Source organism: Paraburkholderia sp. JHI869 (assembly GCF_038900775.1).
Lineage (GTDB): Bacteria > Pseudomonadota > Gammaproteobacteria > Burkholderiales > Burkholderiaceae > Paraburkholderia.
The window spans coordinates 696,433-723,190 of the sequence record NZ_JAYMSC010000001.1 but is presented as its reverse complement, the minus strand read 5'-3'; the positions used below and the strand labels follow the sequence as shown (position 1 = coordinate 723,190).

The 26,758-nt window shown below is 65.4% G+C and carries 25 protein-coding genes; 13 read left to right on the top strand and 12 right to left on the bottom strand.

What is annotated here, in order from left to right:
* Positions 1–237: 237 nt before the first annotated feature.
* The gene (locus tag VSR72_RS03335; RefSeq protein WP_342950971.1) at positions 238–2,508 is read right to left on the bottom strand and encodes an EAL domain-containing protein; all 2,271 of its coding nucleotides are present in this window, start codon (positions 2,506–2,508) and stop codon (positions 238–240) included.
* 320 nt (positions 2,509–2,828) lie between these two features.
* Complete coding sequence (locus VSR72_RS03330) at positions 2,829–5,042, bottom strand: glycoside hydrolase family 3 C-terminal domain-containing protein (RefSeq protein ID WP_342950970.1); 2,214 nt, start codon at positions 5,040–5,042, stop codon at positions 2,829–2,831.
* A gap of 508 nt (positions 5,043–5,550) precedes the next feature.
* Between VSR72_RS03330 and VSR72_RS03325 the strand changes: the two genes are divergently transcribed.
* Positions 5,551–5,988, top strand: a complete 438-nt coding sequence (locus VSR72_RS03325; RefSeq protein ID WP_342950969.1) for a carboxypeptidase regulatory-like domain-containing protein — start codon at positions 5,551–5,553, stop codon at positions 5,986–5,988.
* Positions 5,989–6,022: 34 nt separating this feature from the next.
* Here VSR72_RS03325 and VSR72_RS03320 read toward each other — a convergent pair whose 3' ends face one another.
* Entirely contained in the window at positions 6,023–6,727 is a 705-nt protein-coding gene (locus VSR72_RS03320; protein ID WP_342950968.1) for an SDR family NAD(P)-dependent oxidoreductase, read from the bottom strand.
* A gap of 127 nt (positions 6,728–6,854) precedes the next feature.
* On the opposite strand from VSR72_RS03320, the gene VSR72_RS03315 reads away from it, so the two are divergent.
* Positions 6,855–7,787, top strand: a complete 933-nt coding sequence (locus VSR72_RS03315; protein WP_342950967.1) for a LysR family transcriptional regulator — start codon at positions 6,855–6,857, stop codon at positions 7,785–7,787.
* An 11-nt stretch (positions 7,788–7,798) separates the two neighbouring features.
* Here VSR72_RS03315 and VSR72_RS03310 read toward each other — a convergent pair whose 3' ends face one another.
* The gene (locus tag VSR72_RS03310) at positions 7,799–8,713 is read right to left on the bottom strand and encodes a LysR family transcriptional regulator (RefSeq protein ID WP_342950966.1); all 915 of its coding nucleotides are present in this window, start codon (positions 8,711–8,713) and stop codon (positions 7,799–7,801) included.
* Positions 8,714–8,916: 203 nt separating this feature from the next.
* On the opposite strand from VSR72_RS03310, the gene VSR72_RS03305 reads away from it, so the two are divergent.
* Positions 8,917–9,780 carry an NmrA family NAD(P)-binding protein gene (locus tag VSR72_RS03305; protein WP_342950965.1) on the top strand — a complete coding sequence of 288 codons (864 nt, stop codon included), beginning with the start codon at positions 8,917–8,919 and terminating at the stop codon, positions 9,778–9,780.
* A gap of 115 nt (positions 9,781–9,895) precedes the next feature.
* Positions 9,896–10,609, top strand: a complete 714-nt coding sequence (locus VSR72_RS03300; RefSeq protein ID WP_342950964.1) for a GNAT family N-acetyltransferase — start codon at positions 9,896–9,898, stop codon at positions 10,607–10,609.
* Positions 10,610–10,631: 22 nt separating this feature from the next.
* Here VSR72_RS03300 and VSR72_RS03295 read toward each other — a convergent pair whose 3' ends face one another.
* A complete protein-coding gene (locus VSR72_RS03295) occupies positions 10,632–11,597 on the bottom strand; it encodes a helix-turn-helix domain-containing protein (protein WP_342950963.1) in 966 nt (321 codons plus the stop codon).
* 109 nt (positions 11,598–11,706) lie between these two features.
* Here VSR72_RS03295 and VSR72_RS03290 point away from each other — a divergent pair, with 109 nt between their 5' ends.
* The 9 genes from VSR72_RS03290 to VSR72_RS03250 all read left to right on the top strand — a co-directional run bounded on the left by VSR72_RS03290 (position 11,707) and on the right by VSR72_RS03250 (position 19,664).
* Entirely contained in the window at positions 11,707–12,000 is a 294-nt protein-coding gene (locus tag VSR72_RS03290) for a hypothetical protein (protein ID WP_342950962.1), read from the top strand.
* A gap of 194 nt (positions 12,001–12,194) precedes the next feature.
* The gene (locus VSR72_RS03285) at positions 12,195–12,566 is read left to right on the top strand and encodes a BON domain-containing protein (protein WP_342950961.1); all 372 of its coding nucleotides are present in this window, start codon (positions 12,195–12,197) and stop codon (positions 12,564–12,566) included.
* A gap of 132 nt (positions 12,567–12,698) precedes the next feature.
* The gene (locus tag VSR72_RS03280) at positions 12,699–13,574 is read left to right on the top strand and encodes a GNAT family N-acetyltransferase (RefSeq protein WP_342950960.1); all 876 of its coding nucleotides are present in this window, start codon (positions 12,699–12,701) and stop codon (positions 13,572–13,574) included.
* Between the two features lie 17 nt (positions 13,575–13,591).
* Positions 13,592–14,518, top strand: a complete 927-nt coding sequence (locus VSR72_RS03275) for a glyoxylate/hydroxypyruvate reductase A (RefSeq protein ID WP_342950959.1) — start codon at positions 13,592–13,594, stop codon at positions 14,516–14,518.
* A gap of 202 nt (positions 14,519–14,720) precedes the next feature.
* Positions 14,721–16,127: an aspartate aminotransferase family protein gene (locus VSR72_RS03270; RefSeq protein WP_342950958.1), complete on the top strand. Its 1,407-nt coding sequence runs from the start codon at positions 14,721–14,723 to the stop codon at positions 16,125–16,127.
* Between the two features lie 44 nt (positions 16,128–16,171).
* A complete protein-coding gene (locus VSR72_RS03265; protein ID WP_042269347.1) occupies positions 16,172–16,672 on the top strand; it encodes a winged helix-turn-helix transcriptional regulator in 501 nt (166 codons plus the stop codon).
* Between the two features lie 169 nt (positions 16,673–16,841).
* Positions 16,842–18,314: an NAD-dependent succinate-semialdehyde dehydrogenase gene (locus VSR72_RS03260; protein WP_342950957.1), complete on the top strand. Its 1,473-nt coding sequence runs from the start codon at positions 16,842–16,844 to the stop codon at positions 18,312–18,314.
* Positions 18,311–19,282, top strand: a complete 972-nt coding sequence (locus VSR72_RS03255; protein WP_342950956.1) for a M14 family metallopeptidase — start codon at positions 18,311–18,313, stop codon at positions 19,280–19,282. Before VSR72_RS03260 ends, VSR72_RS03255 begins: the two co-directional genes overlap by 4 nt.
* A gap of 37 nt (positions 19,283–19,319) precedes the next feature.
* Positions 19,320–19,664, top strand: coding sequence for a cupin domain-containing protein (locus tag VSR72_RS03250; RefSeq protein ID WP_342951012.1), 345 nt, complete (start codon positions 19,320–19,322; stop codon positions 19,662–19,664).
* Positions 19,665–19,694: 30 nt separating this feature from the next.
* Here the strand turns inward: VSR72_RS03250 and VSR72_RS03245 are convergent, their stop codons facing one another.
* The 7 genes from VSR72_RS03245 to VSR72_RS03215 are packed head-to-tail and all read right to left on the bottom strand — an operon-like array spanning position 19,695 to position 26,738.
* Positions 19,695–20,045 carry an AraC family transcriptional regulator gene (locus tag VSR72_RS03245; protein WP_342950955.1) on the bottom strand — a complete coding sequence of 117 codons (351 nt, stop codon included), beginning with the start codon at positions 20,043–20,045 and terminating at the stop codon, positions 19,695–19,697.
* Positions 20,046–20,047: 2 nt separating this feature from the next.
* Complete coding sequence (locus tag VSR72_RS03240; protein WP_342950954.1) at positions 20,048–21,217, bottom strand: FAD-binding oxidoreductase; 1,170 nt, start codon at positions 21,215–21,217, stop codon at positions 20,048–20,050.
* Positions 21,214–22,680 carry an FAD/NAD(P)-binding oxidoreductase gene (locus VSR72_RS03235; RefSeq protein WP_342950953.1) on the bottom strand — a complete coding sequence of 489 codons (1,467 nt, stop codon included), beginning with the start codon at positions 22,678–22,680 and terminating at the stop codon, positions 21,214–21,216. The genes VSR72_RS03240 and VSR72_RS03235 overlap by 4 nt, the downstream gene beginning before the upstream one ends.
* Positions 22,659–22,979, bottom strand: coding sequence for a (2Fe-2S)-binding protein (locus VSR72_RS03230; RefSeq protein WP_342950952.1), 321 nt, complete (start codon positions 22,977–22,979; stop codon positions 22,659–22,661). Before VSR72_RS03230 ends, VSR72_RS03235 begins: the two co-directional genes overlap by 22 nt.
* Positions 22,976–24,832, bottom strand: coding sequence for an ABC transporter ATP-binding protein (locus tag VSR72_RS03225; protein WP_342950951.1), 1,857 nt, complete (start codon positions 24,830–24,832; stop codon positions 22,976–22,978). Before VSR72_RS03225 ends, VSR72_RS03230 begins: the two co-directional genes overlap by 4 nt.
* On the bottom strand, positions 24,829–25,785 hold the full coding sequence (locus VSR72_RS03220) for an ABC transporter permease (protein ID WP_342950950.1): 957 nt from the start codon (positions 25,783–25,785) through the stop codon (positions 24,829–24,831). Before VSR72_RS03220 ends, VSR72_RS03225 begins: the two co-directional genes overlap by 4 nt.
* On the bottom strand, positions 25,782–26,738 hold the full coding sequence (locus VSR72_RS03215; RefSeq protein WP_110388115.1) for an ABC transporter permease: 957 nt from the start codon (positions 26,736–26,738) through the stop codon (positions 25,782–25,784). Before VSR72_RS03215 ends, VSR72_RS03220 begins: the two co-directional genes overlap by 4 nt.
* Positions 26,739–26,758 lie beyond the last annotated feature (20 nt).

Here is a 26,758-nt window from a genome sequence, read left to right as displayed (position 1 = left end):
CTGTAAATTTTTAAAGAGCAATTCGTCTTAATCGCTTCGTTTTCGTTCGCAGCGATCAGCGAAGGAGGCGAATTATGCGGGTCATTCCGGATATCGTCAAGCGTCTTTCGAATATTTATTTTTGGGGGCCGCTACGCCGATTTTGCCCTCAATCGCGCAGCGTATGGCAACGTCGTTACAGGGCGCCCTCCAACTTGAAAACACCGACGCGCCGCCAGGCGGATTTGCCGTGGAGCGCTACGCGGCCGCGGTCACGTCGATTCCTTCGGGCAAAGGCTGGGGCAACCCAACACAAAACCCTTGCGCATAGTCGATGCCAATCCCGCTAAGGCGCCCGATGATCGCCTCGCTCTCCACAAATTCGGCGATGGTCGCTTTGCCCGCGGCGTGGGCCACCTGGTGAATGGACTGGACGATCGTCCTGTCGAGGTCGCTGCTGGCAATGCCGCGCACGAAGCTGCCGTCGATCTTCAGGTAATCCACGGGCAGACGCTTGAGGTAGGTGAACGAAGACATGCCGGAGCCGAAATCGTCGAGCGCGAATCGGCAGCCAAGTACACGCAGGCTCTCCATAAGGGCAATCGCTTTCGAGAGATTGGTGATCACGGCCGTTTCCGTGATTTCGAAGCAAACGCTTTCGAAGCTGATTCCGCAGCGCTGCTGCTGCTGCACGATATACGCGAGCAAGTCTTCGTCGCCGAGCGATGCGCCGGAGAGATTGATCGACCAGACGTTCGCCGCAAGATGGCCCGCCGCGATAGCCTCGAAAGCGCGCCCGATCACCCATCGGTCGACGAGCGGCATCAAATTGAAGCGCTCGGCGGCCCCGATGAAGTAAGCGGGAGGAATCACGCCGCCCGATTCGTCGACCATGCGCAGCAGCAACTCGACGTGCACTTCCTCGCCGGCGCCCTCTTTGAGCGACTTGATCTGTTGCGCGTACAGGCGGAAGCGGTCGTGCTCGAGCGCGGCTTTCACGCGAGCCACCCATTCCATCTGCGTATGGGTGGTCGACTGGAGCTGATCTTCGAGGCAATACTGGTGCACGCGGTTGCGGCCTTTTTCCTTGGCCATATAACAGGCAACGTCGGCCGCCTTCATGATGTCCCACGTCGAAGTCTGCGTGGCGTCCACATCCACTACGCCGACGCTCACCCCGGTCGTGAGCAAGCGCTGGTCCCAGGGCAGCCGGATGACCGTCACGGCCTCCCGCAGATCTTCCGCCATCCTCAGGGCGTCGTCGATACTGCACTCCGGCAGGACGACGCCGAATTCGTCGCCGCCCAGGCGCGCGAGGATATGGGCCGCGCGCAGTTGTTGTTTCAACGCAGCGCCCACACTGCGAATCAATTCATCGCCGGCCGCGTGGCCGCACGTATCGTTGACGACCTTGAACTGATCGAGGTCGAGGAACATCACCGCATGCGGGCGCGTACCGGCCTTCTCGAGCAAACCCGACAGCCGCCGCTCGAATTCGCGACGGTTCAGCAAACCGGTCAGATGATCGTGCGTAGCCTGATATTCGAGTTCGGCGGCGTGCTTGCGCTCCGTGCTGGCGTCCCGAAGCACCATCACCGTGCCCAGCATTTCCTCTTCGTCGTCGCGGATCGTCGCTACAGAGCAGGCCACGGGCAGGAGCGAGCCATCCGGGCGCGTCACCGAAAGTCTGCGCTCCGCGTCGTCGGGCATCGCTTCGCGGTTGTGCAAGCATTGAGCGGTGACGATATTGCCGGAGCGCTCGTCGTAGAGATCGCAAACGTCGAACAGCGGCTTGCGGTAAATCTCGCGCGTGGGTCGCCCGAGCATGCGCTCGGCGGCGGCGTTGCAATAGGTCACGCTCGCCTCGTTGTCCATGCGGATCACGCCGTCATCGATCGACGCGAGCGTGGCTTCGGTCAGGCTCTTTTCCTTCGCGGCGGCCGCTTCTGCGCGCTTGAGTTCGGAGATATCGAACAGGCAACCGACGATACGCGTCGCCCGGCCGCTCTCGTCGCGTATGGCCTTGCCGCGTCCGCGGCACCACAGATATTGACCGTCGGCCATTCGCAGCCTGTACTCGACATCGTAGAGGCTGTCATGCTTCAGGTGGTTGATGATGGTCTCGCGCAAGCGCAGCAGATCCGCCGGATGCACGAGCGCGTTGAACGCGCGGGTGTCCATAGGCAGGTCACCGTCGCCATAGCCGAGTTGTTGGTACAGATAGCGGGAATAGTAGGCACGGTCGTTATCCAGGTCCCAGTCCCATAGTCCAGCGTTGATTCCCTCGAACCCGAGGCTGAGGCGCTCTTCGCTTAAACGCAAACGGGCGCCGAGGTGCCGGAAGAGACGCACCAGCAGCACTGCGGTGCAAGCGAGCACGATCGCGAGCCACGCTATCGCAGCACGGGAGTGCTGATTGAGTACGGCCGCCGCTACGGCACTCACCCACACAGGGACGAGCACCACAACGATTCGACCGCGGCGGTTGCCTTCGGTAAGCCAGTTCACGGCGCGTGTGATCAGTCTCATGGCTGATTTAGTATTCTTCTTGGTTCAGCTTCCATGCGTCGCGTGCGCGCGGCACTATGAGACAGAGTCACCGTGAAACGTGACAGCGTGTGACTGGAATACGCGCAAACGGAGGAAGGCCCACGGACGGGTGGGTAAGTCTACCTGGTTTCACGATTCAAAATGAATGGGGATTACCCGCGGGAGTCATTTACGTTTGCGGGAATTTCCGTTTGCATGCGAGTCCACTATTAAAACCGGCTCACAAACGTTCGCGAGCCAGGCCCTATCAAGTATTGAGGTACAGAGGCTGCCATCGCAGCCTCTGCATGCCCGCTTGCTTACCGGCTCTGCAGACGGATATCGCGCGACGACGCGCCTACATAGACCGCGCTACCAGGCACATAGGCCCAGTCGTTATGCGTCGTGTCCCAGACGCTCTGCGCGCGCTCGGTGATCGTCACACGCACCGGTTGCGACTGGCCAGGCTTCAGGAACACCTTCTGGAAGCCAACCAGACGGCGCGGCGGCTCGCCGGCATAGCTCACGCCCAGATACACCTGAGCCGTGTCCGCACCGGCTACGCGACCATCGTTGCGCACCGTGAACGAAGCCGTGAGCGTATGGCCTGGGCCCTGCTTCACCGTCAGTCCCGAATAGCTGAAGTGCGTATACGACAGGCCATAGCCGAACTCGTAAAGCGGCGTGATGTTGTTCGCGTCATACCAGCGATAACCCATGTCCAGCTTTTCCGAGTACACCGGATCGGACGCGAAAGCGCCGTTCGTCCCCCACGTCGGCGTGTCCTGATCGCGCACCGGGAACGTGACCGGCAGCTTGCCCGAAGGATTGACCTGACCGAACAGCACGTTCGCGATCGCCTTGCCGCCGCCCTCGCCCGGATACCATGCCTCGACGATCGCCGAGACCTGGTCCTTCCAAGGCATGAGCACCGGATTGCCGCTCTCGATGATCACGATCGTGCGCGGATTGGCCTTCGCCACAGCCTCGACCAGTTGATCCTGATTCGACGGATTCGCGAGGCCCAGGCTTTGCAGATCGCCGAAGTCCTCACCCGCAGGCTGCGCCACGACGACGATCGCGACATCGGATTGGCTGGCGAGCGTCGCGGCCTGGGTGATTTCCTGCTGTGTATAGGCGCTAAACGGCTGCGTCTGGTCGATGTTGCCCGCGAAGCTCACCTGAGCCGACGGCGCGAGTTGCTGGATCGCCTGGGTGATCGGCGTACCGAGCTTGAGCCACGGGTTGGTCCACCATCCGCAGCCCGTATGCGACGCGAACGTGAGTCCGCCGCAGCCCGAGAAGTTGCCCGTGACCGGATCGCGCGTATTACCCGAGCCACCGCCAGACAGCACCGCCGTGTCGGCATGCGCGCCGATCACTGCGATCTTGTGCAGGCTCGGCCCCGAAAGCGGCAGCTGGCTGTTGTCGTTCTTCAGGAGAACGATTGATTGTTCTTCGGCGGCCTGCGTGAACGCGTTGTACTTCGCGAAGTCGATCGTGGCGCCGCCCTGTGCCGGATGATCCAGCACGCCCGTGCTGATCATCACATAGAGCTTGCGCCGCACCATGTCGTCCAGACGGTCCTGCGAGACCGCCTTCGAGGCGATGGCCTGCTTGACCAGATCGGGCGTGAGGTAGACCGTCGGGCCGACGTCCTCTTCCTCGTCGAGGCCCGCGTTGATCGCCGGTGCCGTGCTATGCGTCGCGCCCCAGTCCGACTGCACCTGACCCTGGAAGCCCCAATCCTTTTTCAGCACGTCGGTCAGCACATGCGTGTTCTCGCACGCGTAGGTGCCGTTCAGGCGGTTATAGCTGCACATCACGCTGCCCGGCCGCGCTTCCTTCGCCGCGATCTCGAACGGCAGCAGATAAAGCTCGCGCAGCGTACGCTCGTCGATCTGGCTGTTGCCGCCCTGACGGCCCGTTTCCTGCTCGTTGCCGACGTAGTGCTTGATCGTGGCGATCACCTGCTGGCTTTGCGTGCCGATGGTGCGCGCCGCCAACATTTCGCCCGCCAGCACGGGGTCCTCGCCGAGGTACTCGAACAGACGCCCGCCACGCGGCTCGCGCGCGAGGTTCGTGCCGCCGCCCAGACCCATGCCGAACCCTTGCTCGCGCAACTGGTCGGCTATGCGCGCGCCAAAATCACGCGCGAGGTACGGGTCCCAGCTCGCCGCGAGCGCGATCGTCGCCGGGAAAGTCGTGCTCTTCTGGTTCGTGCTGCCCGATCCCGTTGCGGAATCAACCATATTCAGGTCAGGAATGCCCAGGCGCGGCACGCCCTGAATATAGCCCGCGCCGCCGCCGGGCACGGCGCTCATTTGATACTCGGAATGGATGAACTGGAGCTTCTCGTCCTGCGTCATGCGCTTGAGCAGCAGGTCCGCGCGAACGTGCGCGCCGAGGTTTTGGGGGACGGCCATCAACGGCATCGGCAATGGATAAGGTACGTCGTTGCTGCTGTCGCCGGCATGTGCGGTAGCGGCCATCGCAACCAGAACGGCGGCGGTAGGCCAACGGGTGATCCTCATGTGTCTCTCCGAGAGTTCGAATACGTTATGGAGTACTGATCAGACCGGTAAACACGATCTGGCAGAGCGGCCGGTCGCCTCAGGCGCCGGCAAACTTCCTGCGGGGGAAACCGGCTGAGCCGCTGCGCGCAAACGTTTGCCTCTTTGCTTGCTTGTGGGCTTCGCCGGTTGATGTAGCAAAACTCCAAATAATCATATAAAAACTATTGAGTAGCCTTACGGGCTTTTATCTCAGTATTTTCCCGGCTGGCGGTAGCTAACACGCATGAAAGGCACGAAATCGACAGTTAAACGTAATGTGCGCGTAATGTGATTGTTGCGAACGCAACGGAAAATCGGAATTCGATGTGATTTGCATGGCGCTCGCGAATGAGGAGCGGCGCCCTGTGAATGCAGCGTGCGGTGCGCATCGCGGGCCGAAAAAAGCTAATCTGTTGCGAGGCCTGCGCATGCGGCGGCGCTCACGCTACCGCGCGCGAAATCGACATCGCTGTAAGGAGTGACCACGATGAAAAGGCAACGCAAGGCTCCCCGAATCGCTTCGACCCTGCTCGCCGCGGCGTGCGCATTTGCTCTGGCGAGCGGCGCACTCGCGCAAACCGGCATGCCGCAAACGGAGCAGCAAGGCGACGTCTCGTTCGTGTCCGGCGGGGTGGGCCGCGACGAGTCCACGGCGCTGCGGCACGCGCGCGGCCAGTGGCCGCTCTCGCTGCTGTTTACGGGTCCCGGTTCGAGCTATGTCTCGGACGTGCAGGTGCAGATCGCGGGCGCCGGCGGCGCGTCCGTGCTCGACACGCGTTCGCACGGTCCGTACATGCTCGTGCGCCTGCCTGCCGGTCGCTATACGATCACCGCGACCTATAACGAAGTCACGAGAACACAGCGCGTGAACGTCGCCGGCAACGGCAGCGCGCGTGCGACGTTCTCGTTCCCGGGCAAGCACTGAGCACGAAAACGCATCTCCAGCCGGTCGAACTGGCTCACCAGGGAACGACTCTCCCGAGGTAGTCGAGGTAATGCAGTCCGGTGCGGCCTTCGTACGCTTCGATCGTGCTGACGAGGTTGGGGATGCTTTCTTCGATGCCCAGGCGCGCTTCGGGGCCGCCCATGTCCGTGCGCACCCATCCGGGCGCCATCAGCAACAAGGTTCTCGCGTCGTTGTGATGGCGCGCCGCGTAACTGCGCATGAACATGTTCAATGCGGCCTTGCTGCCCCGGTAGACTTCGTGGTTTCCATTCGTGTTGTTGCTGACGCTGCCTTGGCCCGACGACATGACGCCTATCGTGCCGGCCGGCTGCACGAGGTCCTGGAATGCCTCGACAACGCGCATCGGACTCAATGCGTTCGTCACCATCACGCGGACGAATTCATCGGTCGAGACATCTGCAATCGTTTCACGATGGTCATTCGTGACACCGGCGTTCACGAAAAGCATGTCCACCTGACGACCCTGAAGGCGATTGCGGAGCGCAGCGACTTGCTCCGGCACCGTAATGTCGACCGAGTCGACTTCGAGCGCGCCGTTTGAGGTTTGCGCCGCCAGCGCAAGTCGCTCCATCGAACCCGCTCTGCCGGTGGCGATCACGCGCCAGCCGCGCTTGAGGTATTCCTCGACCATGGCGAAGCCGAGCCCGCGCGATGCGCCGATGAGAAGGACCGTTTTTAAATGCGGTGAATCGTGCATGGCTATTTCCCTGTATTCAGTCGATACGGGAAATATAGTGGCGCCTCACACGTGGCGGAAGGCGCATGGCTTGCAGCTATAAGCTGCACGCAACGCCATGTGTGAAAGTGCCGTGCTAGCATCGGGCATGTCCGCCCCCGACTTGAATCTCCTCATCGCGCTCGACGCATTGCTCGACGACGGCAGCGTGGTTGGCGCGGCGCGTCGACTGGGGTTGAGCGCCTCGGCAATGAGCCGAACCTTGACCCGCCTTCGCGAGGCGACCGGCGACCCGCTCCTCGTTCGCGCCGGCCGCGGCATGGTGCTCACCCCGCATGCGCAGGCGCTGCGCGAACGCACACGAAACGCGGTTCACGAAGCGCGCGCCGTCCTCTTGCCGTCGGCCACCGAACCCGATCTCGCGACCTTGCAACGGAGCTTCACCCTACGCGCCAACGACGGCTTCGTGGAAGCCTTCGGCGCGCCGCTCATCGCCGCGGCCACCGCGGTCGCGCCGTTCGTGCGGCTGCGTTTCGCGCCCAAAACCGAAAAGACCTCGGCGCATTTGCGCGAGGGTTCGGCCGACCTCGAGATCGGCGTGCTGGGCGAGATGGGTCCGGAAATCCGCGTGCAGGCTCTCTTCAGGGACCGCTTCGTTGGCGTCGTGAGAAAAGGCCATCCGCTGGCGTTGGAGCGCGAACTGAGCGCCGAGCGGTATGTCGCTTTCGGCCACGTCGTCGCGTCGCGCAGCGGCCGCAGCAATGGCCCGGTCGATGTCGCACTGGCCGCGCTGGGACTCGAAAGAACGATCGTCGCCGTGGTGCCCAGCTTCCCTGCCGCCCTAGCCGTGGCACGCGCTTCCGATCTGATCGCGCTCGTGCCCGGATCGTTTCTGCGCAATCAATGGGAAAAGCCGCACGACTCGCCGCCATCCGCTGGCATCCACGTTTTCGAGCTTCCGGTCACGACCGAAAAAATCACCGTCTCGCAGATGTGGCATCCGCGCATCGAGGCCGATCCGGCTCATCGCTGGCTGCGTCAGCTCGTGCTCGCGGTATGCGGGGAACGCATCCCGCTGTGATCTCGCCGCAATCAATGCGCAGCGGCCCAGCCGACGATGAAATCGATGAATGCGCGCGTCTTCGCGGGCGTGTAGTGACGCGACGGATAGTAGACGTATAGCGGGAATCGTTCGTCTGGCCAGTCGGGGAACAGGTTCACCAGTTTGCCGTCGGCAATCAGCGGTTCGGCGCCGAGCAGGAGCATTTGCGCAATGCCGGAACCAGCGAGGCACGCATTGAGCAGCGCGCCCGGATCGTTCACGGTCAGCCGCCCTTGCGTCGCCACCACGACATGCTTGCGCTTGCGATGAAACTCCCAGGGATAAGGTTTGCCGGTCTCGGGGTCGCGGAATTCGAGGCACCGGTGCGCGGGGCCTTCGAGATCTTCGGGGCGCAGCGGCCTTCCCCGGCGCGAGAGGTACGCTGGAGCCGCAACCGTCACCACGGCGGTGTCGAGCAGCTTGCGTGCAACTAGCGTCGATGACTTCGGCTTGCCGAAACGCATCGCGACATCGAATCCCTCCGCGACCAGATCGCCGAGACTATCCCTTGCGATGAGTTCGATCTCGAGTTCGGGATGAGCGTCCATGAAACGGTCGAGCGCCGTGCCGAGAATCGCGCGATAGCACACGGGGTCCAGGTTGACCCGCAGCCTGCCCCGCACCGCCGACGCATTGCCCGATGCCGCGATGGCCGCTTCTTCGAGCCCCGCGAGATGCGGGACAACCTGCTCGTAAAAACGGCGGCCTCCTTCGGTGAGCGAAATCGATCGCGTCGTGCGATTGAAGAGACGGATATCGAGCCGCTTTTCCAGCCGTGCAATCGCGCGGCTCACGCCTGGCGGCGACATGCCGAGCACGTCTGCCGCGGCGGCAAACGTCCCCGCGTCGACAACGGCGGCAAACACGCTGATCGCGCCGGAAATATTCTCGAGTGTCGTTCTCAATGTCGTCGTTCCAATCGCGGCCGGTACGGCGGCAGGCCATCCGATTCGTGCGCACCAGTCACTGATCTAGTGCCCTTCACGGCATTTAGCTTCGGCCGCCGTGCGTCCAGAATGCGTCTCACCGAAACGGAACCAGGCAGCACGTTGCTGCCATCGTGTTCGGTTCTTTCTGCAATCTCGTCGGCGCATTCGGAGGGTTTCAAGTGTACGCAATTACAGGCATTACCGGAAAAGTGGGCGGCGCACTCGCACGTGCACTCATTGCCTCGGGGCAACCGGTGCGGGCAGTCGTGCGCGACGCGGCGCGCGCCGCGTCGTGGCAAGCACAAGGCTGTGAGCTGGCGACGGCGAGCATGGAAGACACGGCAGCGCTTACCGCCGCATTCAGCGGCGCGCAGGGCGTATTCATCCTGCTGCCCCCGCAGTTCGATCCCGCGCCTGGCTTTCCGGAATCGCGCGCGGTCGTCGACGCCGTTTGCGCCGCGATCCGCCACGCACAACCCGGAAAAGTCGTTTGTCTGTCGACCATCGGCGCCCAGGCGCAGGAAAGCAATTTACTCTCGCAACTCTCGATGATGGAAGAGGCGCTAACCGCGCTGCCTGTGCCCGTCACTTTCCTTCGACCCGGCTGGTTCATGGAGAACGCGGCGTGGGATGTCGCGTCAGCGCGCGACGATGGTGTGATCGAGAGCTACCTGCAACCGCTCGACCACGCCGTGCCGATGGTCGCGACATCGGACGTCGGCCGCGTCGCCGCCGGATTGCTCCAGCAAACATGGAGCGGCACGCGCGTGGTCGAGCTGGAGGGGCCGCGCCGCGTGAGCGCCAACGACATGGCTTCGGCGTTTGCTCGCGTGCTTGGCAGGCCCGTACGCGCCGTGGCGGTGAGCCGGCAGACCTGGGAATCGCGATTTCTCTCGCAGGGCATGAAGCATCCGCTGCCGCGTATGCGCATGCTGGACGGCTTCAACGAGGGCTGGATCTGCTTCGACAAGCCCGAACATGAAATCGTCCGCGGGCATGTCGAACTGGACACCGTGCTCGAAGCGCTGGCAAAGGGTGCGTGACGAAGGGCGTTGGCGCGAATGACGCCAAAGTTGGCGCGTCCGGCCGTGGTCCGCCGGACGCGCCGCGTCTAGACTATCGTCGCAAACCGTCCACCTTTTTAGCGGAGCGCGAATCATGTTCGATGTGCTGGCAACGAAATCTGCGGGCAGCACGCCCGCGCTGGACAACGTGATCGGGAACGCGCTAACCGGCCGCCAGCGCCAGTTTGCCGTTGGCAACGATCGCGCAGTGCGGTATGCGCACGCCGTCGCCCCCTTTGCGGCGATGACGGACACCACGCCCGAATCGTTCGATGCCCTGGCGCGACTGATCGAAGAGCACGCACCCGTTGCCCTGACCACGCTGGATGCCGTGGAACCGCCCGCCGGCTTCGCGCTGATCAGGCATGCCACGCTGCTGCAAATGGTCTGGCAAGGCGAACCGCACGCGCACGCCGCGCTGGAACACGTCCCGCTAACGGCGCACGACGTGCCGGAGATGCTGGCGCTGGCCGCTGCAACACAGCCCGGCCCGTTTGGTCCACGCACCATTGAATTCGGCGGCTACGTTGGCGTACGCAGGGAGGGAAAGCTCGTCGCTATGGCAGGCGAGCGCATGAAGATCGAAGGGCATACCGAAATCAGCGCCGTGTGCGTGGACCCGGCCTTCCGGGGACAAGGGCTCGCGGCGGGCCTCATGAAGCTGCTGATGGCGGCAATCAGCGCGCGCGGCGAGACCCCCTTCCTGCACGTGCTCACGTCGAATCACGGCGCCATTTCCATCTATCGCGCACTGGGTTTTGTCGAGCGCCGCGAGTTGCATCTCACGGTGCTCGGCGTCGCGCAATAGAAAAGCCGGAAAAGCCGCACGCTCATAGCAGGTCGGCGCGCAGTTCCCGCACCCCTCTTCCCAGCCGCTGCCGCAACAGGCTGCGCAGCGTCGCGCCGTCGCCGTAACCGACTTCGGCGGCGATCCTCTCCAGGTCGAGCTTGCCGCTGCGCAACAGCGACTGCGCGTGCTCGACCCGCAAATCCTGAAAGTACGCCAATGGCGACTTGCCGAGCACTTCCTGGCAGCGGCGCTGCAATGAGCGCGAACTGGTTGCCAGCGCCTTCGCGGCGTCCTGCAGCGAGAATCCCGCCTTGAGATTCTTCCTCGCCCATTGTTCGAAGCGCTGAATGAGCGGATCGGCTTGCGCCAGATGATTCGGGATGATGTACGGCGCCTGCGAAGAGCGGATGTCCGCCAGCAGATAGCGCGAAACGAGCGACGCCAGTTCCGGGCTCGCGGAGCGGATCAGCCAGAGCGCGAGATCGAGGTGCCCCATCGCCGCGCCGGCCGTCACGCCGATATCCGAAGGCACGAGCATGCGCGCCTCGTTCAACTGGACCTGCGGATAGCGTTGCCGGAAGAACGGCGCGAGCGCCCAGTTGGTCGTGGCTTCGCGATGATCGAGCAGCCCCGCCTCGGCGAGGATGAAAGTTCCCACGCACGACGCGCCGACTCGCGCGCCCCCCGCTTGCCATTCGAGCAAACGCCCGATGGCCTGTTCGACGTCCGGGCGCTCGAAAGACGCCATCAGCTCCTGCGGGGACAACGTCACCAACGCCGGCACGATCACCCAGTCCGGCTTTGCGTCGGCCGTGACCGGCTGCACCGGGACAGCCAGGCCGTGAGCCGAGCGCACCCGCTTTCTCACCCCCACGAGCGTGACGTCGAAACGCGGAACGCCGCCCATGGTGGCGGCCGAGAGCTTGTTGGCGGCTGAGAACGCGTCGAGCGTGACGGAGAGCCCGGTATCGAAGACGCCGTCGAGCGCCAGGACAGAAATGCGCATGGCGTAAATGCCTCTAAAGTTGTCGTTTGTGACAGTACAGCCGACGAGACCCCAACGATACACTCAATCGCGTTGCAAGTCGCAACACACATTGAACAAGGAGGTTGTCATGAAGGTTCTCGCCATTGGATCGATCGTCAAGGAACTCACGCCCGCGCAGCGCGACGAGATCATGCCGCACGAAGTGCCGGCCACGCTCAAGCTCTACCTGGACGGCAAGATCGAGCAGCACTGGTTTCGCCAGGACAAGCCGGGTGTGGTGTTTCTCATGAGCTCGGGCTCGGTGGAAGAAGCGAAGGCCACGCTGGATACGCTGCCGCTCGCCGAAGCTGGCATCCTCGCGTTCGATCTGCTGCCGGTGGGCCCGCTCGCGCCGCTCGGCCTGCTGCTTCAAGGAAAGTAATCGAGGAAAACAAGCGCTGCGAAGGAGGCGCCGTCCACGCATGCGCCATGAGTGGCCGGCGCCCTCCTGGCAGCCTTCTTCTCCTCGCCAGAGATTTCACCTACAACGTACTGATCCGCCGCTTGTTTTCGATGCTGTCCGGCGGCTGGCGCGCAACCTTGGGGAATCTGCAGCACCTGGCAAAGGGATGAAGGATGAAAACTAACGGTAAAAGCCAAATCGCCCGCGTGCTGGTCTTCGCGGCCATCGCGACCGGCGCGGGCTATGCGCACGCCCAAACGGCCGCGAGCGCGCCCGCCGAGGCGTCCGCCCAGGAAGGCGCGGCGCAATCGGGCCGCTCGGACAGCGCACTGGTGCGTGACGTCCGCCGGGCCTTCACGCGCACGACGGGACTCAATTTCGCCAACATTCACGTCACGGCGCACCAAGGCGTCGTCTCGTTGACGGGGTCGGTACCGCACCAGTCGCAGATCGCGCGGGCCGGCGACGCGGCGGGGTCGGTGAACGGCGTCACCTCGGTGTCGAACCACTTGACCGTGCGCACGGCTCGCGGCAGCGGACCTTGATTAGCGGCCTTACAAGCCGACTCTGAAGCGGACTCTGAAGCGGATTCGATTGGCCGCACAGCAGGATCGTCCTATTCCCGCGGCGTGCGTCCTGTCAAAGTGACCCATCGAACTTCGATCAAGGAGCCCTCCGTGTCTGGCCAGCCTGCGTCCTCGACTCTCGTCTGCGAGACTTTCACCGAATCCGACATCGAGGGCGCCCACGCGCTTTCGCTGCAATTCCGTTGGCCGCATCGTAGCGACGACTGGCGTTTTGCCGCCGCGGCCGGGCATGGCTTCGTGGTTCGCGAAGGCAAGACTGTGGTGGGCACGGCGCTGTGCTGGCCGTGGGGCGAGCATGGCGCGACGCTCGGGCTCGTGATCGTCTCGGCCGACCAGCAGGGCCGCGGCATCGGCCGGATGCTGATGGAGCGCCTGCTCGATGCGCTAGGCCCACGCATGACCGTGCTGCACGCCACGCAGGCGGGCCAGCCGCTCTACGAAAAGCTCGGCTTCAAGAAGATTGGCCTGCTGCACCAGCATCAGGGTGACAGCTTTGCCGCGCCCGTTGTCGAGCCGCCGCCTGGCGAGCGTTTGCGTGCGCTCGAACCCGGCGACACGCCGCGGCTGATCGAACTCGCATCGCGCGCGAGCGGGCTCGACCGCAGCGCACTCGTGCCGCCGCTGCTCGATGTCTCCCAGGGCGTCGCGCTCGTGCGTGGCGACACGGTGCTCGGCTTCGCGCTGTTGCGCCCGTTTGGCCGCGGCCAAGCGATCGGTCCGGTGGCCGTCGCCACCGACGATGGGTTGCACATGCAGCGCGCCAAAGCGCTGATCGCCAACCGGCTCGCCGCCAACGCAGGCGCCTTCACGCGCCTCGATACGCCCGACGAGCAGGGCCTCGGCCCGTGGCTCGAATCGATCGGCCTCGCACGCGTCGACACGGTCGTGAAGATGGCGCGCAACGGCGAGCCCGCGCACGATGCGGGCGTGCTGCAATTCGCCATCGTCAACCAGGCGCTCGGCTGACTGCGAGGACCGCCTTCATGACGCTTCTCTACAAAGCCGACCCCGAGCGCGGCAAGCAATGGGCGCAGCTTTTCGCGCACAAGGCGCCCGAGATCCCCTTCCGCCTTTGGCCCGATACCGGCGACCTCGCCGCCGTGCGTTATCTCGCGGCGTGGCAGCCGCCCGAGGACCCCGCGCGCACGCTGCCCAATCTCGAAGTGATCTTTTCGGTAGGCGCGGGCATCGACCAGTTCGATCTTTCCGGCGTGCCGGAGCACGTCGCCGTGGTGCGCATGATCGAGCCGGGCATCGTCGAGGGCATGGTCGAGTATGTGACGCAGTCGGTCCTGACCATCCACCGCGATCTGTTCGACTACGCCCTGCAACAGCAGCAGCGGGTGTGGCGCGCGCTGCCCGTGCGCTCCGCCGCGTCGCGCCGCGTTGGCGTACTGGGCCTCGGCATGCTGGGCAGCGCGGTGCTCGAACGCCTGGGCCTCTTCGGCTTTACATGCGCGGGCTGGAGCCGCTCGCCGCGCGCGTTGCCAGGCGTGGAATGCTACGCGGGCGCCGAAGCGCTCGACGCCTTCCTCGCGCGCACCGATATCCTCATCTGCCTGTTGCCGCTGACCGAAGCGACGCGCGGACTACTCGACGCGAAGCTCTTCGCGAAGCTGCCGCAGGGTGCATCGTTCATCAACGTCGGGCGCGGGCCGCAACTGGACCAGCACGCGCTGCGCGACGCGCTCGACACCGGTCACCTGCGCAATGCGATTCTCGATGTCGCGGACCCCGAGCCGCTGCCGCCGGAGCATGCGTTCTGGACCCATCCGCGCGTGCGCCTCACGCCGCACATCGCGAGCGCCACGCGGCCCGAAACCGCAGTCGACGTCGTGCTCGAGAACATCCGCCGCCACCGCGACGGCTTGCCGATGCTCGGCCTTATCGACCGGACGCGCGGCTACTGAAGCGGCTGAAGCGATAAGGGGCGCAGCACAATATGCTGCGCCCCCCGATCAAAACGCCACAAACACGCTATTTGGCGAATTATTTGGCGAAACGTCCACCGGTATCGGCCCGGTAGCATGGAACGGTGAATCAACGGCCTCTCAATGGCCTCTCAACGGCCACTCGCCGCACTCCTCTGACTCTTCAGCCGGGAACCGAACCATGCCGAATCGCTCGCTCATTGAAGCCGACCGCAAACATCTGATCCATCCCGTCGTGAACTACCGCGCGCACGAAGCGCGCGGCGTGACCGTGCTCGAATCCGCCCAGGGTGTGTTCCTGCGCGACGCAGACGGCAACGAACTGCTCGACGCGTTCTCCGGCCTCTGGTGCGTGAACACGGGCTACGGCCATCAAAGCATCGTCGAAGCCGCCGCGCGCCAGATGGCGCGCCTGCCCTACGCAACGGGCTACTTCCACTTCGGCTCGGAGCCCGCCATCGAACTGGCCGCGCTGCTCGTGGAACGCGCGCCCGCTTCGTTGCAGCACGTGTACTTCACGCTGGGCGGCTCGGATGCCGTCGATTCCGCGCTGCGCTTCATCACGCACTACTACAACGCGACGGGACGCCCCGCGAAGAAGCACATCATCGCGCAGGAGCGCGGCTATCACGGCTCGTCGGCAGTCGGCGCGGGGCTGACTGCATTGCCCGCGTTCCATCGAAACTTCGACTTGCCGCTCGCCACGCAGCATCACATTCCTTCGCCCTATGCGTATCGCAGCGAGCACGCCGACGATGCCGCGCTCATCGCCGCTTCGGTCGCCGCGCTCGAAGCGAAGGTCGCCGCGCTCGGTGCGGAGAACGTCGCCGCGTTTTTCTGCGAGCCGATCCAGGGCTCGGGCGGCGTGATCGTGCCGCCCGTCGGCTGGCTGAAAGCCATGCGCGAAGCGTGCCGCAAGCTCGACATTCTGTTCGTCGCCGATGAAGTGATCACGGGCTTTGGCCGCACGGGTCCGCTCTTCGCATGCCAGGCGGAAGATGTCGAACCGGATCTGATGACCGTGGCCAAGGGCCTCACGGCAGGCTACGCGCCGATGGGCGCCGTGCTGATGTCGGACGCGATCTATCAAGGCATTGCCGATGGCGACGCCGCCGCCGTGGTCGGTCACGGCCACACGTATTCGGCGCACCCGGTGAGCGCGGCTATCGGCCTCGAAGTCATGCGGCTCTATCACGAAGGCGGGCTGCTCGCGAATGGCGTGGCGCGCGCGCCGCGCTTCGCGCAGGGCCTCGACGCGCTGCTCGCGCACCCGCTCGTGGGCGACTCGCGTCACCGCGGCCTGCTCGGCGCGCTCGAGCTCGTGGCAGACAAAGACAGCAAGCAGCGCTTCGACGCATCGCTCGGCCTGCCCGATCGCATTGCCGCTGCCGCATATGGCAACGGCCTCGTTTTCCGCGCGTTCGGCGACAACATTCTCGGCTTCGCGCCCGCGCTTTCGTACACCGAAAGCGAATTCGACCTGCTGTTCGAGCGCCTCGAAAAAACGCTCGACGACGTGCTCGCGCAACCCGAAGTGCGCGCGGCATTGAAGCAAAAGAATGGGGTCAGCGCCCGTGTCGCCGCGTGATAACATCACTCGACACTTCGACATGCAGGGCCGCCCCCATCCCGATGAGCAACGACTGCAAGCTGGACCGAATCGATCTGCGCATCCTCTCGCAACTGCAGAAGCGGGGGCGCATCACGAATGTCGAACTGGCCGACGCAGTCGGGCTGTCGCCCAGCCCCTGCCTGATCCGCGTGAAACGTCTGGAGAAGGCGGGGTTCATCGTCGGCTACGGCGCGCAAATCCAGCTGGAAAAGCTCGGCGACGTGCAAATGGTGTTCACCGAAGTCACGCTCGCCGACCATCGCCGCGAGGACTTCATCAAGTTCGAGAAGGCCATACGCGAGGTGGACGAGGTCGTCGAGTGCCATCTCGCGAGCGGCGGCTACGACTATCTGCTGAAGTTTGTCGCGCGCAGCGTGAGCCACTATCAGAGCATTGTCGAGGGGCTGCTGGAGCGCGACATCGGCATCGAGAAGTACTTCAGCTACGTCATCATCAAGACGGCGTTCGTCAAGACGCACTATCCGCTCGAAACGCTGTTCTCGCAGAACCTGCATTCCTAAGCATGGGCGACGGACGTGAGGCATGCGCCTCGCGCTCCTGCGTCCCTCATCCATTTTCTCGCGCGCGCTTCGCGCTGAAACCTCCTTCCGGTTTCGGCGCACTCGTCGTGCGCGTTTGGTTACCCGCATCGATCCATCTTCTTCCGCATGGGCGGAAAGGACTCGGCATATGACTACGCGTTATCTCTTGAGCGCGCTGATCCGCAGCGACAACTTCATCGACGGGGAGTGGGTGCCCGCCGCGTCTGGCACGCGCTTCGCCGTGACCGATCCAGCCACTGGCAAAACAATCGCCGAGATCGCCGACAGCGATGCGAATGACGCACGCGCCGCCACCGACGCCGCCGCCCGCGCATTCCCCGCGTGGCGTGACACGCTGCCCGCTGAACGCGCGGCGGTGCTGCGCCGCTGGCATGCGCTGATCGTCGCGAACGCCGACGAACTCGGCCAACTGATCTCGCTCGAACAAGGCAAGCCCCTGCACGAAGGACGCGGCGAAGCGATGTATGGCGCGTCGTACGTCGCATGGTTTGCGGATGAAGCCACGCGCATTTACGGCGACCTCATCCCGCAGCAGCAGCGCGGCAAGCGCATGAGCGCGGTGAAAGAACCGGTTGGCGTGGTCGCGGCGATCACGCCCTGGAACTTCCCGCTCGCGATGATCGCTCGCAAGATCGCGCCTGCCCTCGCCGCGGGCTGCACCGTAGTCGGCAAGCCCGCTGAAGATACGCCGCTCACCGCGCTCGCGCTCGTGATGCTCGCGCACGAGGCGGGCGTGCCGCCTGGCGTGCTGAACCTCATCTGCGCGTCGCGCGATCGCGGCGTGACCGCCGTCGCCGACTGGCTCGCCGACAGCCGCGTGCGCAAGATCACCTTCACCGGCTCGACGCCCGTGGGCAAGCATCTCGCGAGGGAATCGGCGGGCACGTTGAAGAAGCTTTCGCTCGAACTGGGCGGCAACGCGCCGTTCATCGTATTCGACGACGCGGATCTCGACGCCGCCGTGGAAGGCCTCATGGCCGCGAAGTTCCGCAACGGCGGCCAGACCTGCGTGTGCCCGAACCGCGTGTACGTGCAGTCAGGCGTGTTCGAGCGTTTCGCCGACAAGCTCGCTACGCGCGTGGCCGCCTTGAAAGTCGCGCCCGCGACCGACCCCGCCGCGCAGATCGGCCCGATGATCAACGCGCGCGCGGTCGAAAAAATCGCCCGCCACGTGGATGACGCCGTGAGCCGCGGTGCACGCGTGCTCACGGGCGGCAAGCGCCTGAACGAACTGGGCCCCAACTGGTACGCGCCCACCGTTCTCGCAGGTGCCACGTCCGACATGCAGCTAAGCTGCGAAGAAACCTTCGGCCCGGTCGTGCCGCTGTTCCGCTTCGACGACGAAGCCGAAGCGATTCACGCCGCCAACGACACGCCGTATGGTCTCGCCTCGTACTTCTACAGCCAGGACGTGCGCCGCATCGACCGCGTCGCGCGGCAACTCGAAGCGGGGATCGTCGGCATCAACGAAGGCGCGCTTGCTAGCGAAGCGGCGCCGTTCGGCGGCGTGAAGGAATCGGGCTATGGCCGCGAAGGCTCGAAGTACGGGCTCGACGATTACCTTTCCATCAAATACCTCTGCCAGGGAGGGCTTGCATGAGTACCTATCCGATCGAAGTCGCGTTTCCCGACATCGCCGCGCACGAGCGCAGCGAAACGGGCATCCCCTATGTGCACACGTTCGATTCGGGCGTGCCCGGCCCGCATGTGATGATCAACGCGCTCACGCACGGCAACGAGGTGTGCGGCGCGATCGTCGTCGATGCGCTGCTGCGTGCGCGGCTGCGGCCACGGCGCGGCAAGCTCACGCTAGCGTTCGCGAACGTGGAGGCCTACGGCCGCTTCGACCCCGCTCACCCAGACGCCGCGCGTTTCGTCGATCAGGACTTCAACCGCGTGTGGACCGCGCAGGCGCTAGACGACCTAACGCGCGATTCGAGCGAACTGCGCCGCGCCCGCGCGATGCGGCCCGTGATCGACGACGTCGTCCTGCTGCTCGATCTGCATTCGATGCACGAGAAGTGCATGCCGCTCATCGTCGCGGGGCCGCTCGCCAAGGGCGTCGAACTCTCCGCACGGCTCGGGGCGCCGGCCACCGTCATTTGCGACGAAGGCCACCCCGAAGGCCGCCGCATGCGCGACTACGAAGGCTTCGGCGACGCGGCGAGCGAGAAGAACGCACTGTTGATCGAGTGCGGACAGCATTGGGAAGCGAGCGCGGCGACTGTGGCGCGCGATGTCACCGCGCGCTTTTTGCTGCTCTCGGGCGTGGTGGACGAAGCGGATCTGCCTGCGGACTGGCTGCAGCCGCTGCCGCCTGAAATGCGCGTCGTGCGCGTGACGGAACCCGTAGTGGCGAAGAGCATGGACTTCCGTTTCGCGGATAACTACACGGGCCTCGAAGTTTTTCCCAAGGCGGGCGCCGTGATCGGCTGGTCCAACGGCGAGCCGGTCGTCACGACCTACGACGACTGCATTCTCGTGATGCCCTCGCTGCGCCAGTTGCGCCCCGGTGTGACCGTGGTGCGCCTCGGCAAGATCGAGCAGCGCATCGTTCGGAAGCGATGATTCGGCTTCCACTTTTACTTAGGCAAACGAACAAATGATGAAAGTTCAGCAAATCGAGCAGAGCATCGACGTACAAGCGCTAGAAGACTGGGGCACGGCAGGCGCACCGGGCTCGCAGACAATACGCGTTTCCGGCGTGCAAAAGGTCATTCCGGGAACGGAGTCCATCGACACCGGGCTTTTCGAATGCACGAGCGGCACCTACCGTCGTTCGGTGAAAGAAGCGGAAGTCATGCACATCCTGAGCGGCAGCGGACGCTTCACGCCCGACGGCGAGGCGACCGTGCATTTCCGCGGCGGCGATACGCTCTTCTTCGCGGCGAACACGCAGGGCACGTGGGAAGTCGACGAAACGATGCGCAAGGTCTACGTCATTCTGTGACGCGAGATGCAAGACAGAGGGCGCTCAAGCTCAAGCCGCTTCGAGCGCCCTCGCCTGCTGCAGGAAAGCGCTGGGCGTGACGCCGCAAAAGCGCTTGAAATGGCGAGCCAGATGGCTCTGGTCGAAAAAGCCCACCTGGGTCGCGACCACAGCGCCCGGTACGCCCGCAAGCAGCAATAGCTGCGCGCGGCGCACCCGCACTTCGCACAAGTACTTGTATGGCGAAAGGCCGACCTGCTGACGAAATACAGTAGCGAATCGCGAGACGCTGAGCGCCGACACCTCGGCCAGTTCGGCAAGGCTCACCGACTTGTCGAAATTCGCTTCGATATAGGCCAGCGCGTCGCGAAGCGGAGTCACTGTCGCGTGGAACGTATGCATGATCAAGCCTCGCTGGCAGTCGATGCGTGCGCGCTCATCGCTGACGCCGTGCGCCCGAAGCGCGCAATCGAAAACGGTTCGAGCGGCATGTCGGTGGCGCCGGAATCGAGCAGTTCCGCGAGCGTTTCGCCCACGCCCGGCCCAATCTGGAATCCCGAGCCGCTGAAGCCGAACGCATAGAAAAGGCCCGCCGTGGTCGAACTCGGACCGATCACCGGCTCGGAATCCGGCAGATAGCTTTCCACGCCGCTCCACACGCGAATCACATGCAGCGGCGCGAGCGCGGGAACCAGCCGGCGGAACTGCGCGATCTGCTGCACGGTGTTGCCGGGCAGCACACCGGCGCGGCGCGTGTGCGCGTCGGCGGGCCCTGGGGGACCGCCGCCCAGCACGAGGTTGCCGCGCGGAATCTGCCGGAAGTACACGCTCTCTTCCTTGACCGACGTGTAGACGCCCATCGAATGCGTAAAGCGGTACGGCACGGGCTCGGTCACGGCCATCTGCGGGCCGCGCGCGACGAGCGGGACCGGCTCGCCGAACTGCTCTGAGAGCGCACCCGCCCATGCCCCGGCGCAGATGAGCAGTTGTTCCGCGCGCCACACGGCCCCCGTGGCGCTCTCCACGCGAAAGCCGCCTGCCTCCTTTTCCACGCGGACGATCTCGGTGTTCTCCACGAGATTCGCGCCGAGCCGCGCGGCGGCGCGCCCGAAAGCGGGTGCCGCGAGACGCGGATTGGCGTGGCCGTCGCGCGGCGAGATCGAGGCGGCCAGCACTTCGCGGCCAAGGAAGGGAAAGCGCTTGAACATCGCCTCGCCTTCGAGCACTTCGAGATCGAGGTCGTATGCACGCGCCTGCTCGGCGTAGCGATGAAAATACTCGGCGTCGTGCGCGTGGTAGCACACGCGCGTGTGGCCCGAAGGCAGGAACTCCACGTCCTCGCCGAGCAGCGACTGCGCGCGGTACCAGATATCGAGCGCGCGATTGGACATGCCGAGCTGCGAGAGCGCGCGGCCCTGGCGGCGCACGCCGCCGAAATTCACGCCGCTCGCCTGCTGCCCCGTTAGTCCGCGTTCGATCAGGATCACTGAGCGCTTGCGGCGGCTCAGAAAGAACGCCGTTGACGTCCCGATGATGCCGCCGCCAATCACGATCACATCGGCGCGATCCGTCATTCGCTGAACTCCTTTGTTCGGCATGCGCCGAGCTGCGTTTGCGCGGCGCGCATCTGCGTTTCGTCGATATCGTGCGAGGTGGCGCTCAGCGTCATCGTGAGCGGTTTCACCGGCGCCTGCCCGCGCAAGCGCCCCACGGCTTCAAGCGGCACGCGCGCCTCGGCTGCGATGACTTCGGCCCCTGCGTGCGCGCAGAAGCGGCCCTGGCAGCGCCCCATCCCCACGCGTGAAAACGCCTTCGCGCGATTCGCCTCGGTTGCGCCCGTCTCGCGCACCACGCGGCGTAGCTCGCCCGCGGTAATGGCCTCGCACCGGCATACGACGGTATCGTCGGGCAGCGCCGCCGCGAAATGCGCGGGCCACGGAAAAGCTTTGCGCAAGCCTTGCGCGAAGCGCGTGAACCGAACGAGTTCAACACGCAGTTTCGCTGCTTCTGCGAGTGCGCCGTTCGATGCGCCCTCGCCCGCATCCTGCAATGCCGCCAGTGCGGCGAGACGCCCCGCGCGCTCGGCCGCGTCCGCGCCGCGCACGCGCACGCCGTCACCGGCCAGATAAACGCCTGCCACGCTGCTACGGCCATCCTGATCGACTTCGGGCAGCCATTGCCGCGCAGCTTGATCGAAATGGAACGCGCAACCTGCGAGATCCGCGATTTGCGTTTCGGAGCGCAGGTGGTAGCCAAGCGCAACGGCGTCGCACTCCACGCGTTGTTCGCTGCCGTTCGCGAGCTTCACGCGCACCGCGTCTACGCCGTGCTCGGGCGTGCCCTCGATCGCTAGCGGCGTGACGCCGCGATGCACCGCCACGCCCGCACGGCGCAGCGTGCGCAGAAGGGCCATGCCCTTGCGCAACGTCGCGGGCACTTGCAGCAAATCGGGCAACGCCCGCACGCGCTGCCCCAACGTCGACGTATCGAGCACCGCACTCACCGTCGCGCCCGCTTTCACGTACTGCGCGGCGACGAGGTAAAGCAGCGGTCCCGTGCCCATCATCACGGTGCGCGCGCCGATGGCGCAGCCCTGCGACTTCAGCGCGACCTGCGCGCCGCCCAGGCTATAGGCGCCCGCCAGATGCCAGCCGGGCACGGGCATGAGCCTGTCGGTCGCGCCGCTGCAGACGATCAGCGCGTCGAAGGCAAGCTCGTGGTAGCGCGCGCCGCTCGCGAGATGCACGGACTTCGGCCCGACGTTCCAGACGAGCGTGTCGGGCAGGTAATCGATCTGCGAGCGCAGCGCGTCGAAGTCGCGATGCAGCGACGCCGCCCGCTCGGCTTCGGTGCCATAGAGCGTTTCGTAGCTGCGTTTAAAGCCGTCGGGCTGACGTCGATAAATCTGCCCGCCATCGCGCCGCCCTTCGTCCACGACGACAGGACGCAGGCCCGCCGCGACCAGCGTTTGCGCCGCGCGCACGCCCGCCGGACCCGCGCCGATCACGACGACCTTCAGTTCTGCGCCTGCGGCCATACGCCCTCCCCGGCAAGCGCATTGCGCGTGACGATCGACATGCCCGGCGCCGCCGGCGTCGTGCAGGCGCGCAGCCGCTCGCCCTGCGCGGTCCACACCCAGCAGTCCTGGCACGCGCCCATCAGGCAGAAGCCCGCGCGCCGTCCGTCGTCGAACTCGCAGTCGCGCAGCGCGTCCTGCGTGGCGAGCAGCGCGACCATCAGCGTGTCGCCTTCGGCGGCCTGCGCCGTGCGGCCGTCGATCTCGATGTCGAAGGTCGGTCGGCCCGCCTCCGCCACTCTCACGAAACGCGCACTCATGCGGCCGCCCTCTTCGTGGATTGCGCGATCTGCTCGGCCTGTGCAATCTGCAGGCGCGCCAGTTCCGCCGTCGTGTGATGGCAAAGAATCTGCGCGCCGCTGGGCAAGCGCTTCATCGCGGGCGCCGAAACATTGCACGCGCCATCGATCCGCACCGGGCAGCGCGCGCGGAACGCGCACAGCTCGCGCACCTCGGCCGAGGCCCCGAGCGGCGGGAGCGCCGCGCCCGCCACCGCGCGCCGCGCATCGAGCCAGCCCGGCTGCAACGCGGGCACCGAATCGACGAGCAAACCCGTGTACGGGTGATACGGCGGCGCCTCCAGTACATCGCGCTGGCCCGCCTCGACGCACTGGCCGCCGTACAGCACGACGACGTCGTCGCAGATCGCGCGCACCGTCGAAATATCGTGGCTGATGAACATGTACGAGACGCCCAGCTCGCGCCGCAGCTCGGCGAGCAGGTCGAGGATCGCAGCGCCGACCACGGTGTCGAGCGCGGACGTCACCTCGTCGCACAGAATGAGCGCGGGCTCGGCCGCGAGCGCGCGGGCCAGGTTCACGCGCTGTTTCTGGCCGCCCGAGAGACCGCCCGGCTGACGCTTCGCAATCGATGCGGGCAACTTCACGAGGTCGAGCAGTTCGAGCATGCGCTTTTGCGCCCGCGCGCCGCGCAGCCCGTGATAGAAGCACATGGGCCGCGCGAGAATGTCGGCGATCGTGCGGCTCGGGTTGAGCGCCGTGTCCGCGTTCTGGAACACGATCTGGATGCGGCGGTACTGATCGGGCGTGCGCGCCGCAAGCGTGGCGGGCAGCGGCACGCCGTCGAGCAGCACCTCGCCGCGCGCGCGCTCGACGAGCCCGGACACCACGCGCGCAAGCGTCGTCTTGCCCGAACCGGATTCGCCGATCACGCCGAGCGCACTGCCGCGCGCAATGCGCAGGCTCACGTCCTCCAGCACGCGCACAGCGGGCACGCCGTTCGCATCGACACGGCCGTAGCCCGCGATCAGGTTGCGCACTTCGAGCAGCGGCACTTCGGCGGGCGGCGGCGCGGCGGGCGGCCCGGGGTCGGGGTGGCGGCGCGCCGCCAGCAGTGCGCGCGTGTAATCGTCGGCGGGTTCGTCGAGCACCTGGAGCGTCGTGCCATTCTCGCGCACGGCGCCATTGTTCAGGACGACGATACGATCGGCCATCTGCGCAACGACCGCGAGATCGTGGGACACGTACACAGCCGTCGTGCCAAGCTCCCTCACGACCTTGCGGAACGCCGCGAGCACTTCGATCTGTGTGGTCACGTCGAGCGCCGTGGTGGGCTCGTCGAAGACGACCACGGCGGGATCGGTGATGAGCGCCATCGCCGCCATGAGCCGTTGCAACTGGCCGCCGGACACCTGATGCGGATAGCGCGCGCCAATTGTCTCGGGCGAAGGCAGCGCGAGTGCGCGGAACAGGTTCACCGCCTTTTCGCGCGCTGCTGCGGGCGACATGAGCTTATGCAGCAGCGCGGGCTCGGTCACCTGATCCATGATCGTGCGCGCCGGATTGAAGCCTGCCGATGCGCTCTGCGCCACATAAGCCACGGTGCGCGCGCGCAGCGCGCGGCGGCCGCGTTCGTCGAGCGCCAGCACATCCTTGCCGCCGATTTTGACGCTGCCGCCCGCAATGGCGCAGCCGTCGCGCGCATGGCCGAGCAGCGAGAGCGCGATGGTGGTCTTGCCCGACCCCGACTCGCCGATCAGCGCGAGCACTTCGCCCTTCTTCACCGTGAAGTCGACGCCCTTGACGATCTCGACGACCGGATCGGGCGCCGTGCCCGCGACCACGCGCAGGCCCGTCACTTCGATCATGTTCATTTTCCGCCTCCCTGTGCGCGGCCGCCGTGGCGGCGCAGGCTGTCGATCAGCAGGTTCACGCCCACGGTCAGCGTCGCGATGGCGACGGCCGGCATCAGCACGGCGGGCGCGCCTTCCGAAAGGCCACCGATGTTTTCGCGCACGAGCGAGCCCCAGTCCGCGTCCGGCGGTTGCACGCCCAGGCCGAGGAACGACAGGCCGCTCAGCAGCAGCACGATGAACACGAAGCGCAAGCCGAAGTCGGCGAGCATGGGGTGGATCATGTTCGGCAGCACCTCCACGCGAGCGATATAGAACAGCCCCTCGCCGCGCGCCCTTGCGACTTGCACGTATTCGAGCGTCATCAGGTTCACGGCGAGCGAGCGCGAAATGCGGAACGCGCCCGGAATATAGGCCAGCGCCGCAACCGTGATGAGCATCGGCACAGAAGAGCCGAACGCCGCAATCACGACGAGCGCGAGCACCTTGCTCGGAATGGAGATCAGCGCGTCGAACAGGCGGCTCAGCACCTCGTCGATCCAGCGCGGCGACACGGCGGCAAGCAGTCCGAAGAATGTGCCGATGCCGCTTGCAAGCAGCGTCGCGGCGAGCGCGAGGCCAACGGTGTACTGCGTGCCGTAGAGCACGCGGCTCAGCATGTCGCGGCCGAGGAAATCGGTACCGAGCAGATGCGCCGCGCTATACGAGCCAAAAATCTCCGTGGAGGTGATCGCGCCGCCCTTGTACGGCGCGACGAGCGGTCCGATGAAGGCCACGCCGAGCCAGAACACGACAATCGCAAGGCCGATCAGGCCGAGCACCGAGAGGCGCCCGACGATGCGGCGCAGCGGCGAGCGCGGCGGCGTGGGTATGTCGTTCTGCGCTTCCTTGACAGCCTCGGTTGCTGGCCGTTCCTCGCTCTCGCTCGTCGCGTAGAGCACGGTTGCGGCATGGGATGTGGCGGGTCGGTTCATCGTTGACGCAGCCTCGGGTTGGATACGATTTGACACAGGTCCGCGATCAGCACGAGCACCAGATACGCGGCGCAGAACACCATCACGCAGCCCTGCACGAGCGGCAGGTCGCGGTTCGTCACGGCGTCGACCATCAGGCTCGCGAGGCCCGGATAGTTGAAGATCGACTCCACGATCACCACGCCGCCAAAGAGATACGACAGGCTCAGCGCGACAGCATTGGCGATCGGGCCAATCGTGTTGGGCAGCACGTGGCGCAACACGATGCGAGCGGGCGAGGCGCCCTTCAAGCGCGCCATTTCCACATAAGGCGCGCCCAGTTGATCGAGCACGGCCGCGCGCGTCATGCGCGCCATCTGCGCAACGATCACGCAGCACAGCGTCATGACCGGCATCGCGTAGATGCGCAACAGCGTGCCGAACGAATCCACCTCGGAGAGATACGAGAGCGCAGGCAGCCAGCGCAGCTTCACCGCGAAGATCAGCACGGCGATGGTGGCCACCAGGAATTCAGGTACGGCCACGGCGGAGAGCGTGAGCACGTTGAGCGCGCGGTCGAGCAGCGAGCCGCGGAACACGGCGGAAAAGATGCCGATGGCGAGCGCAAGCGGCACCGAAACGAGCGTGGTGAGCCCCGCGAGCACGAGCGAATTCGGCAGGCGCGTGGCGATCAGTTCGCTCACCGGCTGGTTGTTCGACACCGAGGTGCCGAAGTTGCCGGTCACGGCCTGCAGGAGCCAGTGCACATAACGCGTGAGCGCGGGCTGGTCGAGGCCGAACTGATGGCGCAGCGCCGCCACCTGCTCAGGCGTGGCCGCCTGACCGAGGGCCTGCTGCGCGGCGTCGCCGGGCAAGAGGCCCGTGAGGCCGAACACGATTGCCGAGACGATCAGCAACGTGAGCAGCGCGAGACCGAGACGCGCGGCAATGAGTCGTTGCGCGTGTGCTTTCATCGGGTGTCGCCTCCTCATCA